At 65.6% G+C, this 15,753-nt stretch carries 15 protein-coding genes; 4 read left to right on the top strand and 11 right to left on the bottom strand.

Going from position 1 to position 15,753, the window contains the following annotated elements; all coding sequences use genetic code 11:
* Window positions 1-74: 74 nt before the first annotated feature.
* From JJ685_RS23480 to JJ685_RS23445, 8 genes are all read right to left on the bottom strand, one after another.
* The gene (locus tag JJ685_RS23480; RefSeq protein ID WP_201676787.1) at window positions 75-1,325 is read right to left on the bottom strand and encodes a glycosyltransferase WbuB; all 1,251 of its coding nucleotides are present in this window, start codon (window positions 1,323-1,325) and stop codon (window positions 75-77) included.
* Between the two features lie 338 nt (window positions 1,326-1,663).
* Window positions 1,664-2,335 (bottom strand): sugar transferase, encoded by a 672-nt coding sequence (locus JJ685_RS23475; RefSeq protein ID WP_330901829.1) that lies wholly within the window; start codon window positions 2,333-2,335, stop codon window positions 1,664-1,666.
* Between the two features lie 265 nt (window positions 2,336-2,600).
* Entirely contained in the window at window positions 2,601-2,795 is a 195-nt protein-coding gene (locus tag JJ685_RS23470) for a hypothetical protein (protein WP_201676785.1), read from the bottom strand.
* Between the two features lie 253 nt (window positions 2,796-3,048).
* Window positions 3,049-3,768: an ABC transporter ATP-binding protein gene (locus tag JJ685_RS23465; RefSeq protein WP_201676784.1), complete on the bottom strand. Its 720-nt coding sequence runs from the start codon at window positions 3,766-3,768 to the stop codon at window positions 3,049-3,051.
* Window positions 3,765-4,580, bottom strand: a complete 816-nt coding sequence (locus tag JJ685_RS23460; protein ID WP_201676783.1) for an ABC transporter ATP-binding protein — start codon at window positions 4,578-4,580, stop codon at window positions 3,765-3,767. The genes JJ685_RS23465 and JJ685_RS23460 overlap by 4 nt, the downstream gene beginning before the upstream one ends.
* Window positions 4,581-4,590: 10 nt before the next feature.
* Complete coding sequence (locus JJ685_RS23455; protein ID WP_201676782.1) at window positions 4,591-5,721, bottom strand: branched-chain amino acid ABC transporter permease; 1,131 nt, start codon at window positions 5,719-5,721, stop codon at window positions 4,591-4,593.
* Window positions 5,722-5,731: 10 nt separating this feature from the next.
* Window positions 5,732-6,661 (bottom strand): branched-chain amino acid ABC transporter permease, encoded by a 930-nt coding sequence (locus JJ685_RS23450; protein ID WP_201676781.1) that lies wholly within the window; start codon window positions 6,659-6,661, stop codon window positions 5,732-5,734.
* Between the two features lie 165 nt (window positions 6,662-6,826).
* Window positions 6,827-8,116, bottom strand: a complete 1,290-nt coding sequence (locus JJ685_RS23445; RefSeq protein WP_201676780.1) for a replication-associated recombination protein A — start codon at window positions 8,114-8,116, stop codon at window positions 6,827-6,829.
* A 383-nt stretch (window positions 8,117-8,499) separates the two neighbouring features.
* Here JJ685_RS23445 and JJ685_RS23440 point away from each other — a divergent pair, with 383 nt between their 5' ends.
* Window positions 8,500-10,098 (top strand): hypothetical protein, encoded by a 1,599-nt coding sequence (locus JJ685_RS23440; RefSeq protein WP_201676779.1) that lies wholly within the window; start codon window positions 8,500-8,502, stop codon window positions 10,096-10,098.
* Window positions 10,099-10,146: 48 nt separating this feature from the next.
* On the opposite strand, the gene lolA is transcribed toward JJ685_RS23440, so the two are convergent.
* From lolA to JJ685_RS23425, 3 genes are all read right to left on the bottom strand, one after another.
* The gene (gene lolA, locus JJ685_RS23435; protein WP_201676778.1) at window positions 10,147-10,782 is read right to left on the bottom strand and encodes an outer membrane lipoprotein chaperone LolA; all 636 of its coding nucleotides are present in this window, start codon (window positions 10,780-10,782) and stop codon (window positions 10,147-10,149) included.
* Between the two features lie 117 nt (window positions 10,783-10,899).
* Window positions 10,900-13,233: a DNA translocase FtsK gene (locus JJ685_RS23430; protein WP_201676777.1), complete on the bottom strand. Its 2,334-nt coding sequence runs from the start codon at window positions 13,231-13,233 to the stop codon at window positions 10,900-10,902.
* Window positions 13,234-13,315: 82 nt separating this feature from the next.
* Window positions 13,316-13,990, bottom strand: a complete 675-nt coding sequence (locus JJ685_RS23425; RefSeq protein ID WP_201676776.1) for a Crp/Fnr family transcriptional regulator — start codon at window positions 13,988-13,990, stop codon at window positions 13,316-13,318.
* A gap of 157 nt (window positions 13,991-14,147) precedes the next feature.
* Between JJ685_RS23425 and trxB the strand changes: the two genes are divergently transcribed.
* From trxB to rpmG, 3 genes are all read left to right on the top strand, one after another.
* Window positions 14,148-15,095 carry a thioredoxin-disulfide reductase gene (gene trxB / locus JJ685_RS23420; RefSeq protein ID WP_236599222.1) on the top strand — a complete coding sequence of 316 codons (948 nt, stop codon included), beginning with the start codon at window positions 14,148-14,150 and terminating at the stop codon, window positions 15,093-15,095.
* A gap of 150 nt (window positions 15,096-15,245) precedes the next feature.
* Window positions 15,246-15,479 (top strand): 50S ribosomal protein L28, encoded by a 234-nt coding sequence (gene rpmB / locus JJ685_RS23415; protein ID WP_201676775.1) that lies wholly within the window; start codon window positions 15,246-15,248, stop codon window positions 15,477-15,479.
* 59 nt (window positions 15,480-15,538) lie between these two features.
* Complete coding sequence (gene rpmG, locus JJ685_RS23410) at window positions 15,539-15,712, top strand: 50S ribosomal protein L33 (protein WP_201676774.1); 174 nt, start codon at window positions 15,539-15,541, stop codon at window positions 15,710-15,712.
* Window positions 15,713-15,753: the final 41 nt, after the last annotated feature.

Genomic DNA, 15,753 nt, shown 5'->3' with positions numbered 1-15,753 from the left:
GGAACTTCAACTTCCTTGGTGTCGATCTGAAAGTCGATTTCTACACAGCGCCTGCGACGCATCACGCATGGGCATCATTGTAGATTGAGCTTTTCTCTTGTCTGATCCTGCCCTGAAGCATCCGATGAGAACCGGTCCAGGATTTCGTTGATATCTAAGTGCTGCTCTGCATACGCTCGCGCAGCCAACCCCATCTCCATGCGGCGGCCACCGTCACCCGCAAGTTGGCGAATTGCTTTAGCCAACGCGGCCGGGTCATCAGGTGGCACAAGCAATCCACACCGGGCGTGGGTTATGACGGTGCCAAGTTCCGTTTCTGCGAGCGCTGTGGCGATCACCGGGCGGCCGCTCGCCAACATTCCCGTAAGCTTCGACGGAAGCACCAGATCTGCGGCGTCTGCGCGCTGCGGAAGAAGATGGATATCGGCCGCTCCGAGCAGGTCGTTTAGAGCCTCTTGCGGTTGGAGGGCAAGGAACTTAACGTTTTTTAGGCCGGCGCATTGCTGAACCAGTTCGTCTTTGCCGGCACCGTCACCGCAGAGCACAAAGAGGATCTCCCCGTCTTGAGACAAATCTCGCGCGACCCGAGCAACGACCTCTAAACCCTGCTTGGTACCCATGTTTCCGGAGTACAGCACAACCACGGTTCGCTCCCCAGCACCCATGGTCTTGCGGTAGACGCTCGTCGTCCGGATAGGTCTAATAGCAGAGATATCCACCCAGTTAGGCAATGGCACGAGTTGATCTCTATGAACGCCCTTCTTTGCGGCCAATTCCAGCATCCGACCGGAGATAGTGGAAACGATGTGAAATCGTTGCATCAGCCAACTCTCAACGCGGAGAGCAATGGACTTTAGGCCTCTGCCCTTCAATAGACCCATTGCGAAGGCAGCGTCCACTTCGTAGTCCTGAATGTGGAGCCAACTGCGCGCGGAGCTCAGGCGTGAAACCAATAACGCAGTCGGCGCACAAAACAGCGCTGGTTCGACCACCCAAACGATCTGCGGGCGCCATTTGAGTTGTCCCAGCATTGCGAGGAAACTCGTACAAGCGAATGAACCTAGGTGCAGAAGTCGACGTATCCCGTTCGCACGTGCCGGAACCCATAGGGGACACCGTATAACCGTGACGTTATTCCACATTTCGCGGCGAAATTCGTTGGCTTTATAGCCACTGTGCACCCTCCATTCCGGATAGTAAGGGTGACCCGTCACGACTCGCACATCATGCCCGCGTTCCGCCAGCCACTTTGCCATTTCGCCGGTGTACTTGCCGATCCCAGTCAGTTCGGGTGCAAAATTCAAGCTATACAGAAGAATTTTCACTTTTCCCGTTGATTTAAAATTCGTGCGGACGAAGCTGGCGCACTGCTTTGCCTACCTTGCGGTTCGACAAAGACTCTCCATCCGTGAATAAACTTGGATTACCTGCTCTAATCCGGCGAAGGCTGAGATGCAGGCGCAATATGTTTGGAGGGAAAGCCGAAGCCCATTCTGCAGTGGATGGGCAGACGCTCGCTACCGAGCAACCCAAGATAAGGAAACTCTGTCAGGCAACCGACTGTGGACGCGCCGCTATCACGTAACACTTTCTCGGCTGGAGCTATGCGCAACGGTCGACTGTAGCTGATCTCTTAGACCTCCTGTGCTCGTCAGGATGTCTGTCAGCGAGACCCCTGCGCAGTCAGAACAACGCTCACCGTGCGCGCGAGAATCTGAATATCCCGCCAGACTGACCAGTTGCGCACGTACTGAGCGTCTAGCAGCACCCTTTGCTGGTACGTAAGCCGGTTCCGGCCACTTACTTGCCACAGGCCAGTCAACCCTGGGCGGACAGCACAGTAATGACGCCAGTACACGCCGTACAGGTCCTTCTGGTTCGGCATGCAAGGTCGCGGCCCGACCAGGCTCATATCACCCACCAGCACGTTCCAGAACTGCGGAAACTCGTCGAGGCTCGTCTTGCGGATGAACTTCCCGAAAGCCGTGATCCGGGGATCCCGATCCAGCTTCTGGTACTTCTCCCACTGCGCCCGCGCCTCGTGGTCGCTGTCCAGGAAGGAGGTGAACACCTCCTCCGAGTTCTCCACCATGGAGCGGAACTTGTAGAACCGGAATTTCTTGCCGCCCAGACCGATCCGCTCCTGCGAGTAGATGATCGGGCCGCGGGAACTCATGCGCACGCCGAGTGCGACCACCAGCAGCAAAGGAAGGAAGAAGACCAGCAGCGCGACAGCCCCCAGGATGTCCATCGCCCGCTTGACGCCCGCATTCAGGCGCACCTCTCGTTCGGCACCGACTCCCGCCTCATGGACCCACTCACCGTCGGCGCCCACGTACTCATCGTTCGACCGATACATTATCCCTCGCCCATTTGTTACAAATTGATAGTTCGGAAACTACAAGGCAGCCGCGATGGTACACAGCCGAGGCAACGGAGGGAAGCCGCCATTCGTCGAATAGCGGTAATAGTGAAGGACTGCTCCTGGATGAGCAGGGGCCCGTCGCAGGAACGCGACTAGGTAGGGACCCTTAGGTGAAACGCGTAGTCGGAACTAAGAAGGAAGTCCGACATAGGTAGAAGAATATCCGACCCGGAGATCAGAGGAAACCGAGGAACGCAAGAACGCTGACCCATGTCAAGAGACAGAGCACACCGCCGATCCAGAAAGCCGGGCTGGTCAGCAGGCCCCCCTCTTCCGGTTCGCGACTGTCGTCATCCCGCGACGCCGAGCGAACATGGCCGCCGGGCGGATGCTGCAGCCCGTGCCTGAGTACCTTCTCGTGTTCAGCCATGCTTGTCTCCGGATTTGTCGCCTGGGCCCGTCCAGCACGGATCGTGCCGTGCCTTCCCTGCATTGGATCAAGGATCCGTCAGAAAATGGTAAGCAATTCGGCGCCGTTTGGGAACGGGGCGGTGGCTCCGCGACATTTCGCAGACGCGGGGTGGGGAGAATTCCCGGGGCTGGGGTGGGAAAAGAGGAGTATTGGAGCGGGGGCGTGCGCGCCCCAGCCCAACCCTTCCCCCGGAGGGGAAGAAGGAAAGCCCTTATTCGCCCAGGTAGGCGGCGCGGACCTTCGGGTCGGTCAGCATGTCCCGGGCTTCCCCGCTCATGCTGATCACCCCCGACTCCATGACGTAGCCGCGGTCCGCGATCTCCAGCGCGCGGCTGGCGTTCTGCTCCACCAGCAGCACGGTCACGCCCTGGTCGTGCACCTCGCGCACCACCTCGAAGATCTTGTCCACCATGATCGGCGACAGGCCCATGGAGGGCTCGTCCATCAGCAGCACCTTGGGCCGGCTCATGAGCGCGCGGCCCATGGCCAGCATCTGCTGTTCGCCGCCCGACATGGTGCCGGCGAGCTGGTCGCGGCGTTCCTTCAGGCGCGGGAAGGTGGCGAAGACCCGCTCCATGTCCTGCGCCACGCCCGCCTTGTCGCCGCTGCGGATGTGCGCGCCCATCTGCAGGTTCTCGGTGATGGTCATGCGGGTGAACACGCCGCGGCCTTCGGGCACCATCGCCAGGCCTTCCTTCACCAGGTCCCAGGGGCCGCGGCCGCGGATGCTGCGGCCCAGGTACTGGATGTCGCCGGCGTTCAGGGCCAGCAGGCCGGTGATGGCCTTCATGGTGGTGGTCTTGCCGGCGCCGTTGGAGCCGATCAGGGTGACCAGTTCGCCCTCGTGGACTTCGAAATCGACGCCCTTGACGGCCTGGATGCCGCCATAGGCCACCTTCAGCCCGCTCACCTTCAGCAGGGTCTGGCTCATTGCTTCTCTCCCACGGCGGCGGCGCCGGCCTTTTCGCCGGTCGGCTTGTGGCTGTGACCGAGGTAGGCCTCGATCACCTTCTCGTTGCGCTGCACGTCGTAGGGCGAGCCTTCGGCGATCTGCTTGCCGTAGTCCAGCACCGTGACGCGGTCGCACAGGCCCATCACCAGCTTCACGTCGTGCTCGATCAGCAGGATGGTGCGGCCGTCCTTGCGGATGCGGTCGATCAGCTCGCGCAGCACCACCTTCTCGGTGGAGTTCATGCCGGCGGCGGGCTCGTCCAGCGCGATCAGCTGGGGGTCGGTGGCAAGTGCGCGCGCGATCTCGAGCCGGCGCTGGTCGCCGTAGGACAGCGTGCGCGCCTTGTACTCGGCGAAGCGGCCGATGCCCACGTAATCGAGCAGCTCCTGCGCGCGACTGGCGATGGCGGCCTCTTCCGCCTTGAAGGTCTTGGACCGGAAGATCGCGCCGAGCAGGCCCGAATGGGTGCGCACGTGGCGGCCGACCATCACGTTCTCCAGCGCCGTCATGTCGGCGAAGAGGCGGATGTTCTGGAAGGTCCGCGCGATGCCGGCCCGCGCCACCTCGTGCACCGCGCTGGGCGTGTAGGGCTTGCCGGCCAGCTCGAAGCTGCCGGTGTCGGGCGTGTAGAGCCCGGTGATCACGTTGAAGAAGGTGGTCTTGCCCGCACCGTTGGGGCCGATCAGGCCGTAGACCTGCCCGCGCGCAATGGTGAGGCCTACTTCCGACAGGGCCTGCAGGCCGCCGAACCGCTTGGAAATGCCCGCGACGCGGAGAACGACATCGGTCATGCGCTGCTCCTCACTTGCCCGCGGAAACCTGCAGCGCCTTGCCGTGTTCCGGCGTGGGCCACAGCCCGCGCGGTCGCAGCAGCATGACGATGATCATCGCCAGCGCGATCAGCAGCTGGCGAAGGATGGCGGGGTCGAGGCGGCCGCCCGAGACCGACTGCAGGTCCATCGCGCCGGACACCCAGCGCAGCACCTCCGGCAGCGCCGACAGCAGCACCGCGCCCAGGATCACGCCCGGCAGGTGCCCGATGCCGCCCAGCACCACCATGGCGACGATCATGATCGACTCCGTGAGGCTGAAGGACTCGGGCGAGACGAATCCCTGGAAGGCCGAGAACAACACGCCGGACACACCGCCGAAGGTGGCGCCCATGCCGAAGGCCAGCAGCTTCATGTTGCGGGTGTTGATGCCCATCGCCTTGGCGGCGATCTCGTCCTCGCGGATCGCCATCCAGGCGCGGCCGATGCGAGAGAGCTCGAGGCGGTGGCAGACGACCACGCTCAGCACCGCCAGCGCCAGGAACAGGTAGTAGTAGAGCGTCACCGAGTTGATCGCATAGTCCTCGGTGATGTCCAGCGCCTTTCCGAGGTTGAGGCCGGGGATCCCCAGCCAGTCGAATTTCAACAGGGTGATCGAGTCGATCTGGCTCAGGCCCTTGGGGCCGTTGGTGATGTTGACCGGGTGGTCCAGGTTGTTCAGGAACACGCGGATGATCTCGCCGAAGCCGAGCGTCACGATGGCGAGGTAGTCGCCGCGCAGCTTCAGCGTCGGCGCGCCCAGCAGGATGCCGAAGAAGCCGGCCAGCGCCGCGCCCGCCGGAACCACCAGCCACAGGGAGGCGTGCAGGCCGTTGGGGAACATCTGCGCGAACCAGGGGAAGGCTTCCGACAGGTGCGGCGACGCCATCAGCCCGTACATGTAGGCGCCGATCGCGAAGAAGGCGACGAAGCCCAGGTCCAGCAGGCCGGCGTAGCCGACCACGATGTTGAGGCCCAGCGCGAGCAGCACGTACAGCAGCGCGGTGTCGGCAATGCGGACCCAGAAGTTGCCGGCGGACTGCAGCACCAGCGGCAGCACGAGGAGCACCGCGGCGGTGATCACCCACGCCACGGTCTTGTTCTGCTTGAAGAAGGATTGCATGGCGGATTCCTCAGGCGCGATCGGCCACGCGCTCGCCCAGCAGGCCGGAGGGGCGCAGCGTGAGCACGACGATCAGCACGATGAAGGCGAAGATGTCGGAGTAGTGGCTGCCCAGGACGCCGCCGGTCAGCACGCCCAGGTAGCCGGAGCCGATCGACTCGATCAGCCCCAGCAGCACCCCGCCCACCACGGCGCCCGCCAGGTTGCCGATGCCGCCGAACACCGCGGCGGTGAAGGCCTTGAGGCCCGGCAGGAAGCCCATGGTGTGCTGCACCGTGCCGTAGTTCGAGGCATACATGACGCCGGCGATCGTCGCCAGCACCGCGCCGATGATGAAGGTGGCGGAGATCACCATGTCCGGCTTCACGCCCATGAGGGCCGCCACGCGCGGGTTCTCCGCCGTCGCCCGCATCGCGCGTCCGAGGCGGGTGTAGTTCACGAGGTACATCAGCACGGCGAGCGAGACGGCCGTCATCGCCAGGATCATCACCTGCGTGGTGGTGATCACCGCGCCCGCGAACTGGATCGGCGCCGCGGGCAGCAGCGTCGGATAGGGCTTGTAGTTCGGCTTGAAGATGATCATCGCCAGCGTCTGCAGCAGGATCGACATGCCGATGGCGGTGATCAGCGGCGCCAGCTTGGGGCTGTTGCGCAGCGGCCGGTAGGCGATCTTCTCGATGGCGAAGTTCAGGGCCGCCGCGACCACGCAGGAGATCACCAGCGCGACCAGCAGCAGCAGCCAGCCGGGGATCCCCGGCATCGCCTCCTGCGCGGTGGTGATGATCGCCCAGCTGGTGAGCGCCCCGACCATCAGGACTTCGCCATGGGCGAAGTTGATCAGGTTGATGATGCCGTACACCATGGTGTAGCCGAGGGCCACCAGCGCGTACATGCTGCCCAGGACCAGACCATTGATGATCTGCTGCAGCAGGATCTCCATAGAGGGTATCTCCGTTTATTGGCCGGCCCGGGGGCCGGCGCCGCCTTTGTGAGGCGCTTGCGTCCAGCAAAAAACCCGCCCGGCGGATCCCCAGGCGGGTTGTTGCGGCGGCGATTGTAGCGGTGTCATCTTACGGCCTACTTTTGGCCGGCAGGGGTTTACCCTCTACTTCTTGCCTTCATTGAGCGAACGCAAGTCGCGCAGCTTTTCGGCGATGCGGATTTCCAACCCCCGCTCCACCGGACGGTAGAAGCGCGGCGGCTTCATGCCTTCCGGGAAGTAGGTCTCGCCCGCCGCGAAGCCGCCTTCCTCGTCGTGGGCGTAGCGGTAGTCCTTGCCGTAGCCCAGGTCTTTCATCAGGCGTGTCGGCGCGTTGCGCAGGTGCAGGGGCACCGGGCGGGTCCCGTCCTTTCGCACCAGGGCGCGCGCCTCGTTGTAGGCCGCGTAGACCGCGTTCGACTTGGGCGCGACGGCCAGGTACACCACGCACTCGGCCAGCGCCAGTTCGCCCTCCGGCGAGCCCAGGCGCTCGTAGACCTCGGAGGCATCCAGCGCGAGCCGCAGGGCGCGGGGGTCGGCCAGGCCGATGTCCTCCACCGCCATGCGGATCATGCGCCGGGCGATGTAGCGCGGGTCGGCGCCGCCATCGAGCATGCGCACGAACCAGTAGAGCGCCGCGTCCGGGTCCGATCCGCGCACCGACTTGTGCAGGGCGCTGATCGTGTCGTAGAACTGCTCGCCGCCCTTGTCGTAGCGGCGCATGCGCTCGCCCAGCACCCGGAGCAGCCATTCGTCCGTGATTTCGGCGCGCTTTTCCTTGGCGGCCGCGACGGCGAGCGTCTCCAGCGTGTTGAGCAGGCGGCGCGCGTCGCCGTCGGCGTACGCGATCAGGCGGTCCAGCGCCGCTTCCTCGATGGGCGGCACGGCGTCGATCGCGCGGGCGCGCTGCACGATCTGCCGCAGGTCGTCTTCCGACAGGGGTTGCAGGACGTAGACCGCGGCGCGCGACAGCAAGGCCGAGTTCACCTCGAAGGAGGGGTTTTCGGTGGTCGCGCCGATGAACGTGAAGAGCCCCGACTCCACGTGCGGCAGGAAGGCGTCCTGCTGGCTCTTGTTGAACCGGTGCACCTCGTCGACGAAGACGATCGTGCGGCGGCCGTGGCCCTGCGCGACCTGCGCCTGCTCCACCGCGTCGCGGATGTCCTTCACGCCGCCGAGCACGGCGCTGATGGTGATGAACTGGGCGTCGAAGGCGTCGGCCATCAGCCGGGCGATCGTGGTCTTGCCGGTGCCGGGCGGCCCCCACAGGATGCAGCTGTGGGGCTGGCCGGATTCGAAGGCGATGCGCAGCGGCATGCCCTCCCCCAGCAGGTGCTGCTGACCGATCACTTCTCCCAGCGATTGCGGCCGCAGGCGCTCGGCCAGCGGCGCGTGGGCGGGGTTGGCCTTGCTCATGCGGGCAGTTTACTTGGGGGGCGCGTGCGCGGCCCACGGAGCGCGCGAGATCACGAACGGTCGCGCGTGTCAATCGCTCCTCGGAAGAATGAAGCACGCGGGGATCGACGCTTTGTGCACCTTTCCTCTGTAGAGCACGCATTGGCAGGCGCCAACCTTTGAGGCACCGCAAGGCCAAATGCGGCTTCCAAGCAACTATTAACCTGTCGTTACAGTCGGGCATCCGGTGTGGAACCTAGCTCAGCCGGACACTAGCCTGTTCACGTCTGTAACCAAAGGTCACTATGAATACTTTCCGTCGCTCTGCTGTCGGCGCTGCCGCGCTCACAACCACCCTGCTCCTTGGGGGCTGCTTCGGTGACGGGGGCGACGAATCGCCGGTGGTGGCTCCGCCGCCGGTCGTGCAGGAACTGCAAAACGCCCGCTACCAGGTCAGCTTCGTCGATGCGGTGACGGGGGCGGCCATCGCCGATCCGCTGAAGGTCTCGTTCGCGGGCGAAGCCCAGCTGAAGGCGGCCGACGGCACCAGCCTGAACGGCAAGAGCCTCACCACGTCCGCCGGAACGGTGTTCGTGAGCGCCGATTTCACCTCCACCGCCAACGAGTTCACGGTGCAGGTCGCCGACGCGGGCACCAAGGGCTGGGTGCCCAGCGGAACCCGCGTGATCGGGACGGCCAACCTCAAGGGCGACCAGGCGATCGAAGTCCGCATGGTCAACACCACCAAGGCCGCCGCGGTGAACGCGTCTCCCGAGCCCATTGCCATGGCGGTGGTGACGGGTAGCGTCACCGCCAGCGGCGCGACGGCCGCCGCGATCACGTCCACCACGACGCCCAAGACCGTGACGACGGAAGAAGGGGTCTCCGAGGTGATTGGCACGGCCAGCGTGGCGATCTCCGCCGGCACCGTCGGCAAGACGGCTTCGGGCGCCGCGGCGGCTCCCGGTCCGCTGACGGTGTCCAACACCTACTTCAGCAACGCGACGCTGGATGCGCTGGAAGCTTTCCCGGGCGGCTTCGCCGCGACCGTCGTCGTTCCGGCTGCCAACGCCGCCGTCCTGAATGGAGTTGCCCCCGATGCGGGCACGTTCGTGACTGCCGGTTTCGCGCAGTTCAACGTGACCGACAGCGCCGGCAACGCCATCAAGACCTTCGACAAGCCGCTCACGCTGGGCATCGACATGCCCAAGGGCACGGCCGGCGCCAACGGTGCCGCCCTCGTCGCCGGGGACCAGTACCCGGTGTGGAGCTATGACGACAATGCCGGCACGTGGAAGTTCGAAACGCTGGGCACGGTGGCGGAAAAGACCCCCGTCGACTCGAAGAACTTCACCGTACAGTTCCAGACGACCCACCTTTCCACGTGGAGCCTGAGCCAGTACCTCGCCAGCTGCACGGCAAGCGTCAACCTGACGGGTCGCCCCGCCAGCGACGTCCGCCTCCTCGATGTGGAAGTCGTGGGCACCACGGGTCAGCGCTACGGCACTTCGCTGCCGGTGACGGACTCGAACCTGACGCTGCTGCGTGCGCCCCAGATCAACGCCACGATCACCGTCCGGGACCGCGGCACGGTGGTCGGCCAGGTGACCAACCAGGCGTTGTGCGGCGGCGCGATCAGCGTGCCGGTCACCCTGCCCGTCCTCCAGCTTGGCAACGTGCGCATCGAAACCCTTGAGAGCTGCACTGACGGCAGCAGCGAGCGTGCGATCGCGGCTGCCGCGAGCGTGCGCTACACCTCGGGAGAGGACTACTCGCGGAGCGCCTACACCACGCACCTGGCGACGGCCGACACCTTCTCCCAGGCGACCGTCAGCGGCATCCCGGCTGGCGCCGTGACCGTGCGCGCGCAGAACCCGCGCACCGGCGCCTGGGTCGAGCCCACCAGCATCGTCGGCAACAGCTCGGTCGTGACGACGGGGGCCACCACGGCGTTCCGCTTCCGGTTCCCGATGGACTGCAAGCCCGTCACGGGCGCGCTCTGATCCTTGGCGAAAGGGGCGGCCAGCAGCCGCCCCATCCCTCCAGGCGCCTCAGGGCGCCTGGACCACGTCCGCCCCCTTGGGCGGCTGGAAGCGGAAGGCATCCGCGCTCACGCCGGCGTTCACCTGCATGCCGCTGAAGGTCAGCACCGAGTGCTGGCCGAAGCTGTCCAGGATGTCCAGCGCCGCGAGCTGGTCGCCGCGGAAGCCCACCTTCATGCTGGCGAGCTGGCCTTCCTTCGCGCGCGGCGTGGCCTGCACCCACTGCAGGCCGTCGCGGTCCGGCAGGGCCTGCAGGTCGAAGTCCTTCTTCAGCGTCTCGAGGTCGGGCGACGCCGCGATCAGGGCGGCCGGCGTGGAGCCCAGCACCTTGGCCTGCTTGCGGTGCGTCACCTGGTTCAGGTCCTTGTCGTGCAGCCACAGCGTCTGGCCGTCGGCCACGATGGTCTGCTCGAAGGGCTTGCGGTACTCGAAGCGGAAGCGGTTCGGGCGCTGGAATTCGAAGGTGCCCGAGGAGGTCTTCGTGCGTGCGGCCTGGCCGTCCTTCGGCGGCGCGGTGATCACCTGGGTGAAGTCGGCGCGTCCGCTTTTCGCGTTGCGGATGAAGCTTTCGAGGCTTTCCAGGCCGCCGGCATGGGCGGCGGCGGCCAGCGCGGTGAGCGCCAGCGTGGCGAACAATTTCTTCATAAGAGGATTCTCCCAACAAGGCATTCTGCGTTGGGTGGGCGCGCCGCAGGGAAGTTCGTCAACTTCCCGTGAACTCTGCAAAAAGGCGGGCGACGGGCGGCGATCGGGGAAGCCGTCCTACTCCGCCCGGCCGGGCACCAGGATCTCGCGCTGCCCGCGGCCGTTCATCGCGCTCACCAGCCCGGCCTTTTCCATCGCTTCGAGCAGGTTGGCGGCCTTGTTGTAGCCGATGGCCAGGTGGCGCTGCACCAGCGAGATGCTGGCCTTCTGGTTCTTGAGCACCACCTCGACGGCGCGGTCGTAGAGCGGGTCGGCTTCGCCACCGCCTTCGCCGCCGAGGCCCGCGGCCCCGCCGTCTTCACCGTCGACCGTGCCGCCCTCGAGCACCCCCTCGATGTAGTTCGGCTCGCCCTGCTCCTTCAGGTAGTGCACGACGCGGTGCACCTCCTCGTCGCTCACGAAGGCGCCGTGCACGCGCACCGGAAGGCCGGTGCCGCTGGCCATGTAGAGCATGTCGCCCATGCCGAGCAGCGCCTCGGCGCCCATCTGGTCGAGGATCGTGCGGCTGTCGATCTTGCTGGAGACCTGGAAGGCGATCCGCGTGGGGATGTTGGCCTTGATCAGCCCCGTGATCACGTCGACGCTGGGCCGCTGCGTCGCCAGGATCAGGTGGATGCCGGCGGCGCGCGCCTTCTGCGCCAGCCGCGCGATCAGTTCCTCTATCTTCTTGCCGACCACCATCATCAGGTCGGCCAGTTCGTCGATCACCACGACGATGTGGGGCAGGCGCTCGAGCGGCTCGGGGCTTTCCGGCGTGAGGCTGAAAGGATTCGGGATCAGTTCGCCCTTGACCTTCGCTTCGTCGATCTTGTGGTTGTAGCCGGCCAGGTTGCGCACGCCCAGCTTGGACATCAGCTTGTAGCGGCGCTCCATCTCGGCGACGCACCACGTGAGGCCGTTGGCGGCCTGCCTCATGTCCGTGACGACCGGCGCCAGCAGGTGCGGGATGCCTTCGTACACCGACATCTCCAGCATCTTCGGGTCGATCATCAGCAGCCGCACGTCGCGCGCTTCGGACTTGTACAGCAGGCTCAGGATCATCGCGTTGATCCCCACCGACTTGCCGGAACCGGTCGTGCCGGCCACCAGCACGTGCGGCATCCGGGCGAGGTCCGCGACCACCGGGTTGCCGACGATGTCCTTGCCGAGGCCCATCGACAGCTGCGACCGGGCCTCGTTGTAGGCCTGCGAACCCAGGATCTCCGACAGCTTGATCGACTGCCGCTTGGCGTTGGGCAGTTCCAGCGCCATGAAGTTCTTGCCCGGGATCGTCTCGATCACGCGGATCGACACCAGCGACAGCGAGCGCGCCAGGTCCTTGGCCAGGTTGACGATCTGCGAGCCCTTCACGCCCGTGGCCGGCTCGATCTCGTAGCGCGTGATCACCGGGCCGGGCGCCGCCGCGACCACGCGCACCTCGACGCCGAAGTCCTTCAGCTTCTTCTCGATCAGGCGCGAGGTCATCTCCAGCGTGTCGGCCGAAACCGTCTCCTGCCGGGCGCCGGCGGCATCCAGCAGGTCCACCTGCGGCAGCTTGCTGTCGGGCATCTCCGCGAACAGCGGCTTCTGGCGCTCCTTGGCGACGCGCTCGCTCTTGGGCACGTCGACGATCACCGGCTCGATCAGCACCGGCTTGGGGTGGTGCTCCTCGATCTCGATGCGCTCTTCCTGCACCGTCTCCTCGCGTTCGCGCGCGGCCCGCTGGCCCAGCGCCAGGTCCTCGGCGATCTCGCGCTTCTCTCGCCGCGCGGTGATGAAGCCGTCCACCTGCGCGCCGATGCGTTCGGCCACGTGGCTCCAGGAGAAGCGGAACACCACCGCCATGGCCAGCACCAGCAGCGCGACGAAGAACAGGCCCGAGCCGGTGAATCCCAGCCACTGCACGGCGGCCGGTCCGACCAGGTAGCCGAGGGCCCCGCCCGCATGGTCCGGCAGGCGCCCTTCGAAGCGGTACAGGCGCGACCACTCCAGCCCCGTGCTGGCCAGCAGCAGCAGAGCGAGGCCGACCCAGAAGGTCCAGCGGCGCTGCAGCCAGCGGCTTCCCTGCTCCGGCGGCGCCGCCTCCTCGGCGCGCATCCAGCGCGCCAGCGACGCGAGCCAGGCGCGCACGCCGGCGGCCACGCACCACCAGGCCGAGTAGCCGAGAAGGAAGAAGCCGCCGTCGGCCAGCCAGGCGCCCAGCCGGCCGCCCCAGTTGCGGATCGCGCCGCCGCTGCCGGAGGTGGAGAAGGCCGCGTCCGCCGGGGAGTGACTGAGCATGGCGAGCAGCCAGAACACGAGGGCGACCGCGCCCAGCACCAGCGCGGTCTCGTGGGCGAAGCGGGCCAGGCCCGGGCGGGAACCGGACGCCGCGGGCGCCGCGTCCGTGAGGGTGTTCAGCGAGTACGTCATGCGCAGCCGCGAGCTTAGCGCAGGGAGGACTCACATCCCCCAGGACGAAGGGCGAGCGGCGGGCGGTTGTTGCGCGTTGCCGTCAGCCGAGCGTGGTGAGGCGGTCCTTCACCAGCATGGAGCCGTCCTCGCGGGTCTCGATGAAGCCGCGGTCTTCCAGGTCCTTCATCACCCGGCTGACCATTTCGCGCGAGGCGCCGACCATCTTGGCGATGTCCTGGCGGGAGATGCGCTCGCGGATCGTCATGAGGCCCTCGCGATCGGGCTGGGCGAATTCCAGCAGCGCGCGGGCCACGCGTCCGTACACATCCATCAGGGCCAGCGATTCGATCTTGCGGTCCGCCTGGCGCAGGCGCTGCACCAGGCCCTTCATGATCGCGTACGACATCGAGCTGTTCTCCGGCAGGCAGCGCGCGAACTCGGCCCGGCCGAGGGTCAGCATGTCGGTCTGCACTTCCGCCCGGCAGGTGGCCGAGTGCGGCTCGTTGTCGATGAGGCTCATCTCGCCGATGTAGTCGCCGGGATTGAGCGTTGCCAGGATCACTTCGCGACCGCGCTTGTCCGACGTCACCACGCGGACGCGCCCGGTCAGGATGATGTAGAGCGTGTTGGACTTCTCGCCCTGCTCCACGATGGTTTCGCCGCGCTTGAAACGGCGCTTGATCACGGCGTCAGCCACGGCCTCCGCCTGGGTCGATGTCAGCAGGGCAAATAGCGGCACCCGGCGAATCAGCTCCAGGTTGGACAGCATCGACATGTTTCAAATCCCTCCGGTCCGGTGGCTGGCGATGGGTTCTTACAATCTTCGCTATTGAGAAGTCGCAAGCATGCGGCATGCCCGCATCAGGGATACTTCTCCAACCGGGCAGAAATGTACACCGTCATGTGGCATTTGCCACACAGGTTTTTCCATCATGAACAGCAAGCACGCCAAAGTCCTGATCCTCGGCTCCGGCCCCGCCGGCTACACCGCCGCCGTCTATGCGGCCCGCGCCAACCTCGACCCGGTGCTGATCACCGGCATCGCGCAGGGTGGCCAGTTGATGACGACCACCGAGGTCGATAACTGGCCCGCCGACGTGCACGGCGTGCAGGGTCCCGAACTGATGCAGCGGTTCCTGGAGCACGCCGAGCGCTTCAAGACCGAGATCCTGTTCGACCACATCAACAAGGTCGACTTCTCGAAGCGCCCCTTCACGCTCACCGGCGACAGCGGCACCTACACCTGCGACTCGCTCATCGTCGCCACCGGCGCCTCGGCCAAGTACCTCGGCATCCCGTCCGAACAGGAATTCATGGGCAAGGGCGTGAGCGCCTGCGCGACCTGCGACGGCTTCTTCTACCGCGACCAGGTCACCTGCGTGATCGGCGGCGGCAACACCGCGGTGGAGGAGGCGCTGTACCTCTCCAACATCGCCAGCAAGGTGTTCCTGGTGCACCGCCGCGACAAGTTCCGGGCCGAACCCATCCTGGTCGACAAGCTGATGCAGAAGGTGGCGGAAGGGAAGATCGAGCTCAAGCTGTTCAAGGCCCTGGACCAGGTGCTCGGCGACGCCACCGGCGTCACCGGCGTGCGCCTGAAGGACCTGCAGACCGGCGCCACCGAGGACGTGACGCTGCAAGGCTGCTTCATCGCGATCGGCCATTCGCCCAACACCCAGATCTTCCAGGGCCAGCTGGAGATGAAGGACGGCTACATCCTCACCCGCGGCGGCCTCAACGGCTTCGCCACCATGACCAGCGTGCCGGGCGTGTTCGCGGCCGGCGACGTGCAGGACCACGTGTACCGGCAGGCGATCACCAGCGCCGGCACGGGGTGCATGGCGGCGCTGGACGCGCAGAGGTTCCTGGAGCAGGACTGACGGCCTTCGCCGATCCACGCTATAATCTCGGGCTCGGCTGAAATCCCCCTGGGAAGGGGGCTTGCGGCCATCACGGGTTACCGCCACCCTTCTGGCGAGGTGAGGCGCTCACGCACAGTGACCGCCGTTTGAAGTTATCGGAGAGTGCTGATGGCACGCGTCTGCGACGTGACGGGCAAGGGCCCGATGGTGGGGAACAACGTCTCCCACGCCAACAACAAGACCAAGCGCCGGTTCCTGCCGAACCTGCAATACCGCCGTTTCTGGGTCGAGACCGAGAACCGCTGGGTCCGCCTGCGCGTCACCAACGCCGCAGTCCGCCTGATCGACAAGAATGGCATCGAAGCCGTGCTCGCCGACATGCGCGCGCGCGGCCAGGCTTAAGCAATCGAATGACTTTGGGGACAGATCTTTAGCTCTGCCCCCAACTGAAAGGAAGCACCATGGCAAGCAGCAAAGGCGGCCGCGAGAAGATCAAGCTGGAGTCCACCGCGGGCACCGGCCACTTCTACACCACGAGCAAGAACAAGAAGACGATGCCCGAGAAGATGTCGATCATGAAGTTCGACCCGAAGGCTCGCAAGCACGTCGAATACAAGGAAACGAAGCTGAAGTAATTCAGCCGGCGTCCGACGAAAGCCCCGCATCGCGGGGCTTT

It is taken from the genome of Ramlibacter monticola, assembly GCF_016722785.1.
GTDB lineage: Bacteria > Pseudomonadota > Gammaproteobacteria > Burkholderiales > Burkholderiaceae_C > Ramlibacter > Ramlibacter monticola.
The sequence above is the reverse complement of the archived record's forward strand: the minus strand, read 5'-3'. Positions and strand labels throughout refer to the sequence as shown.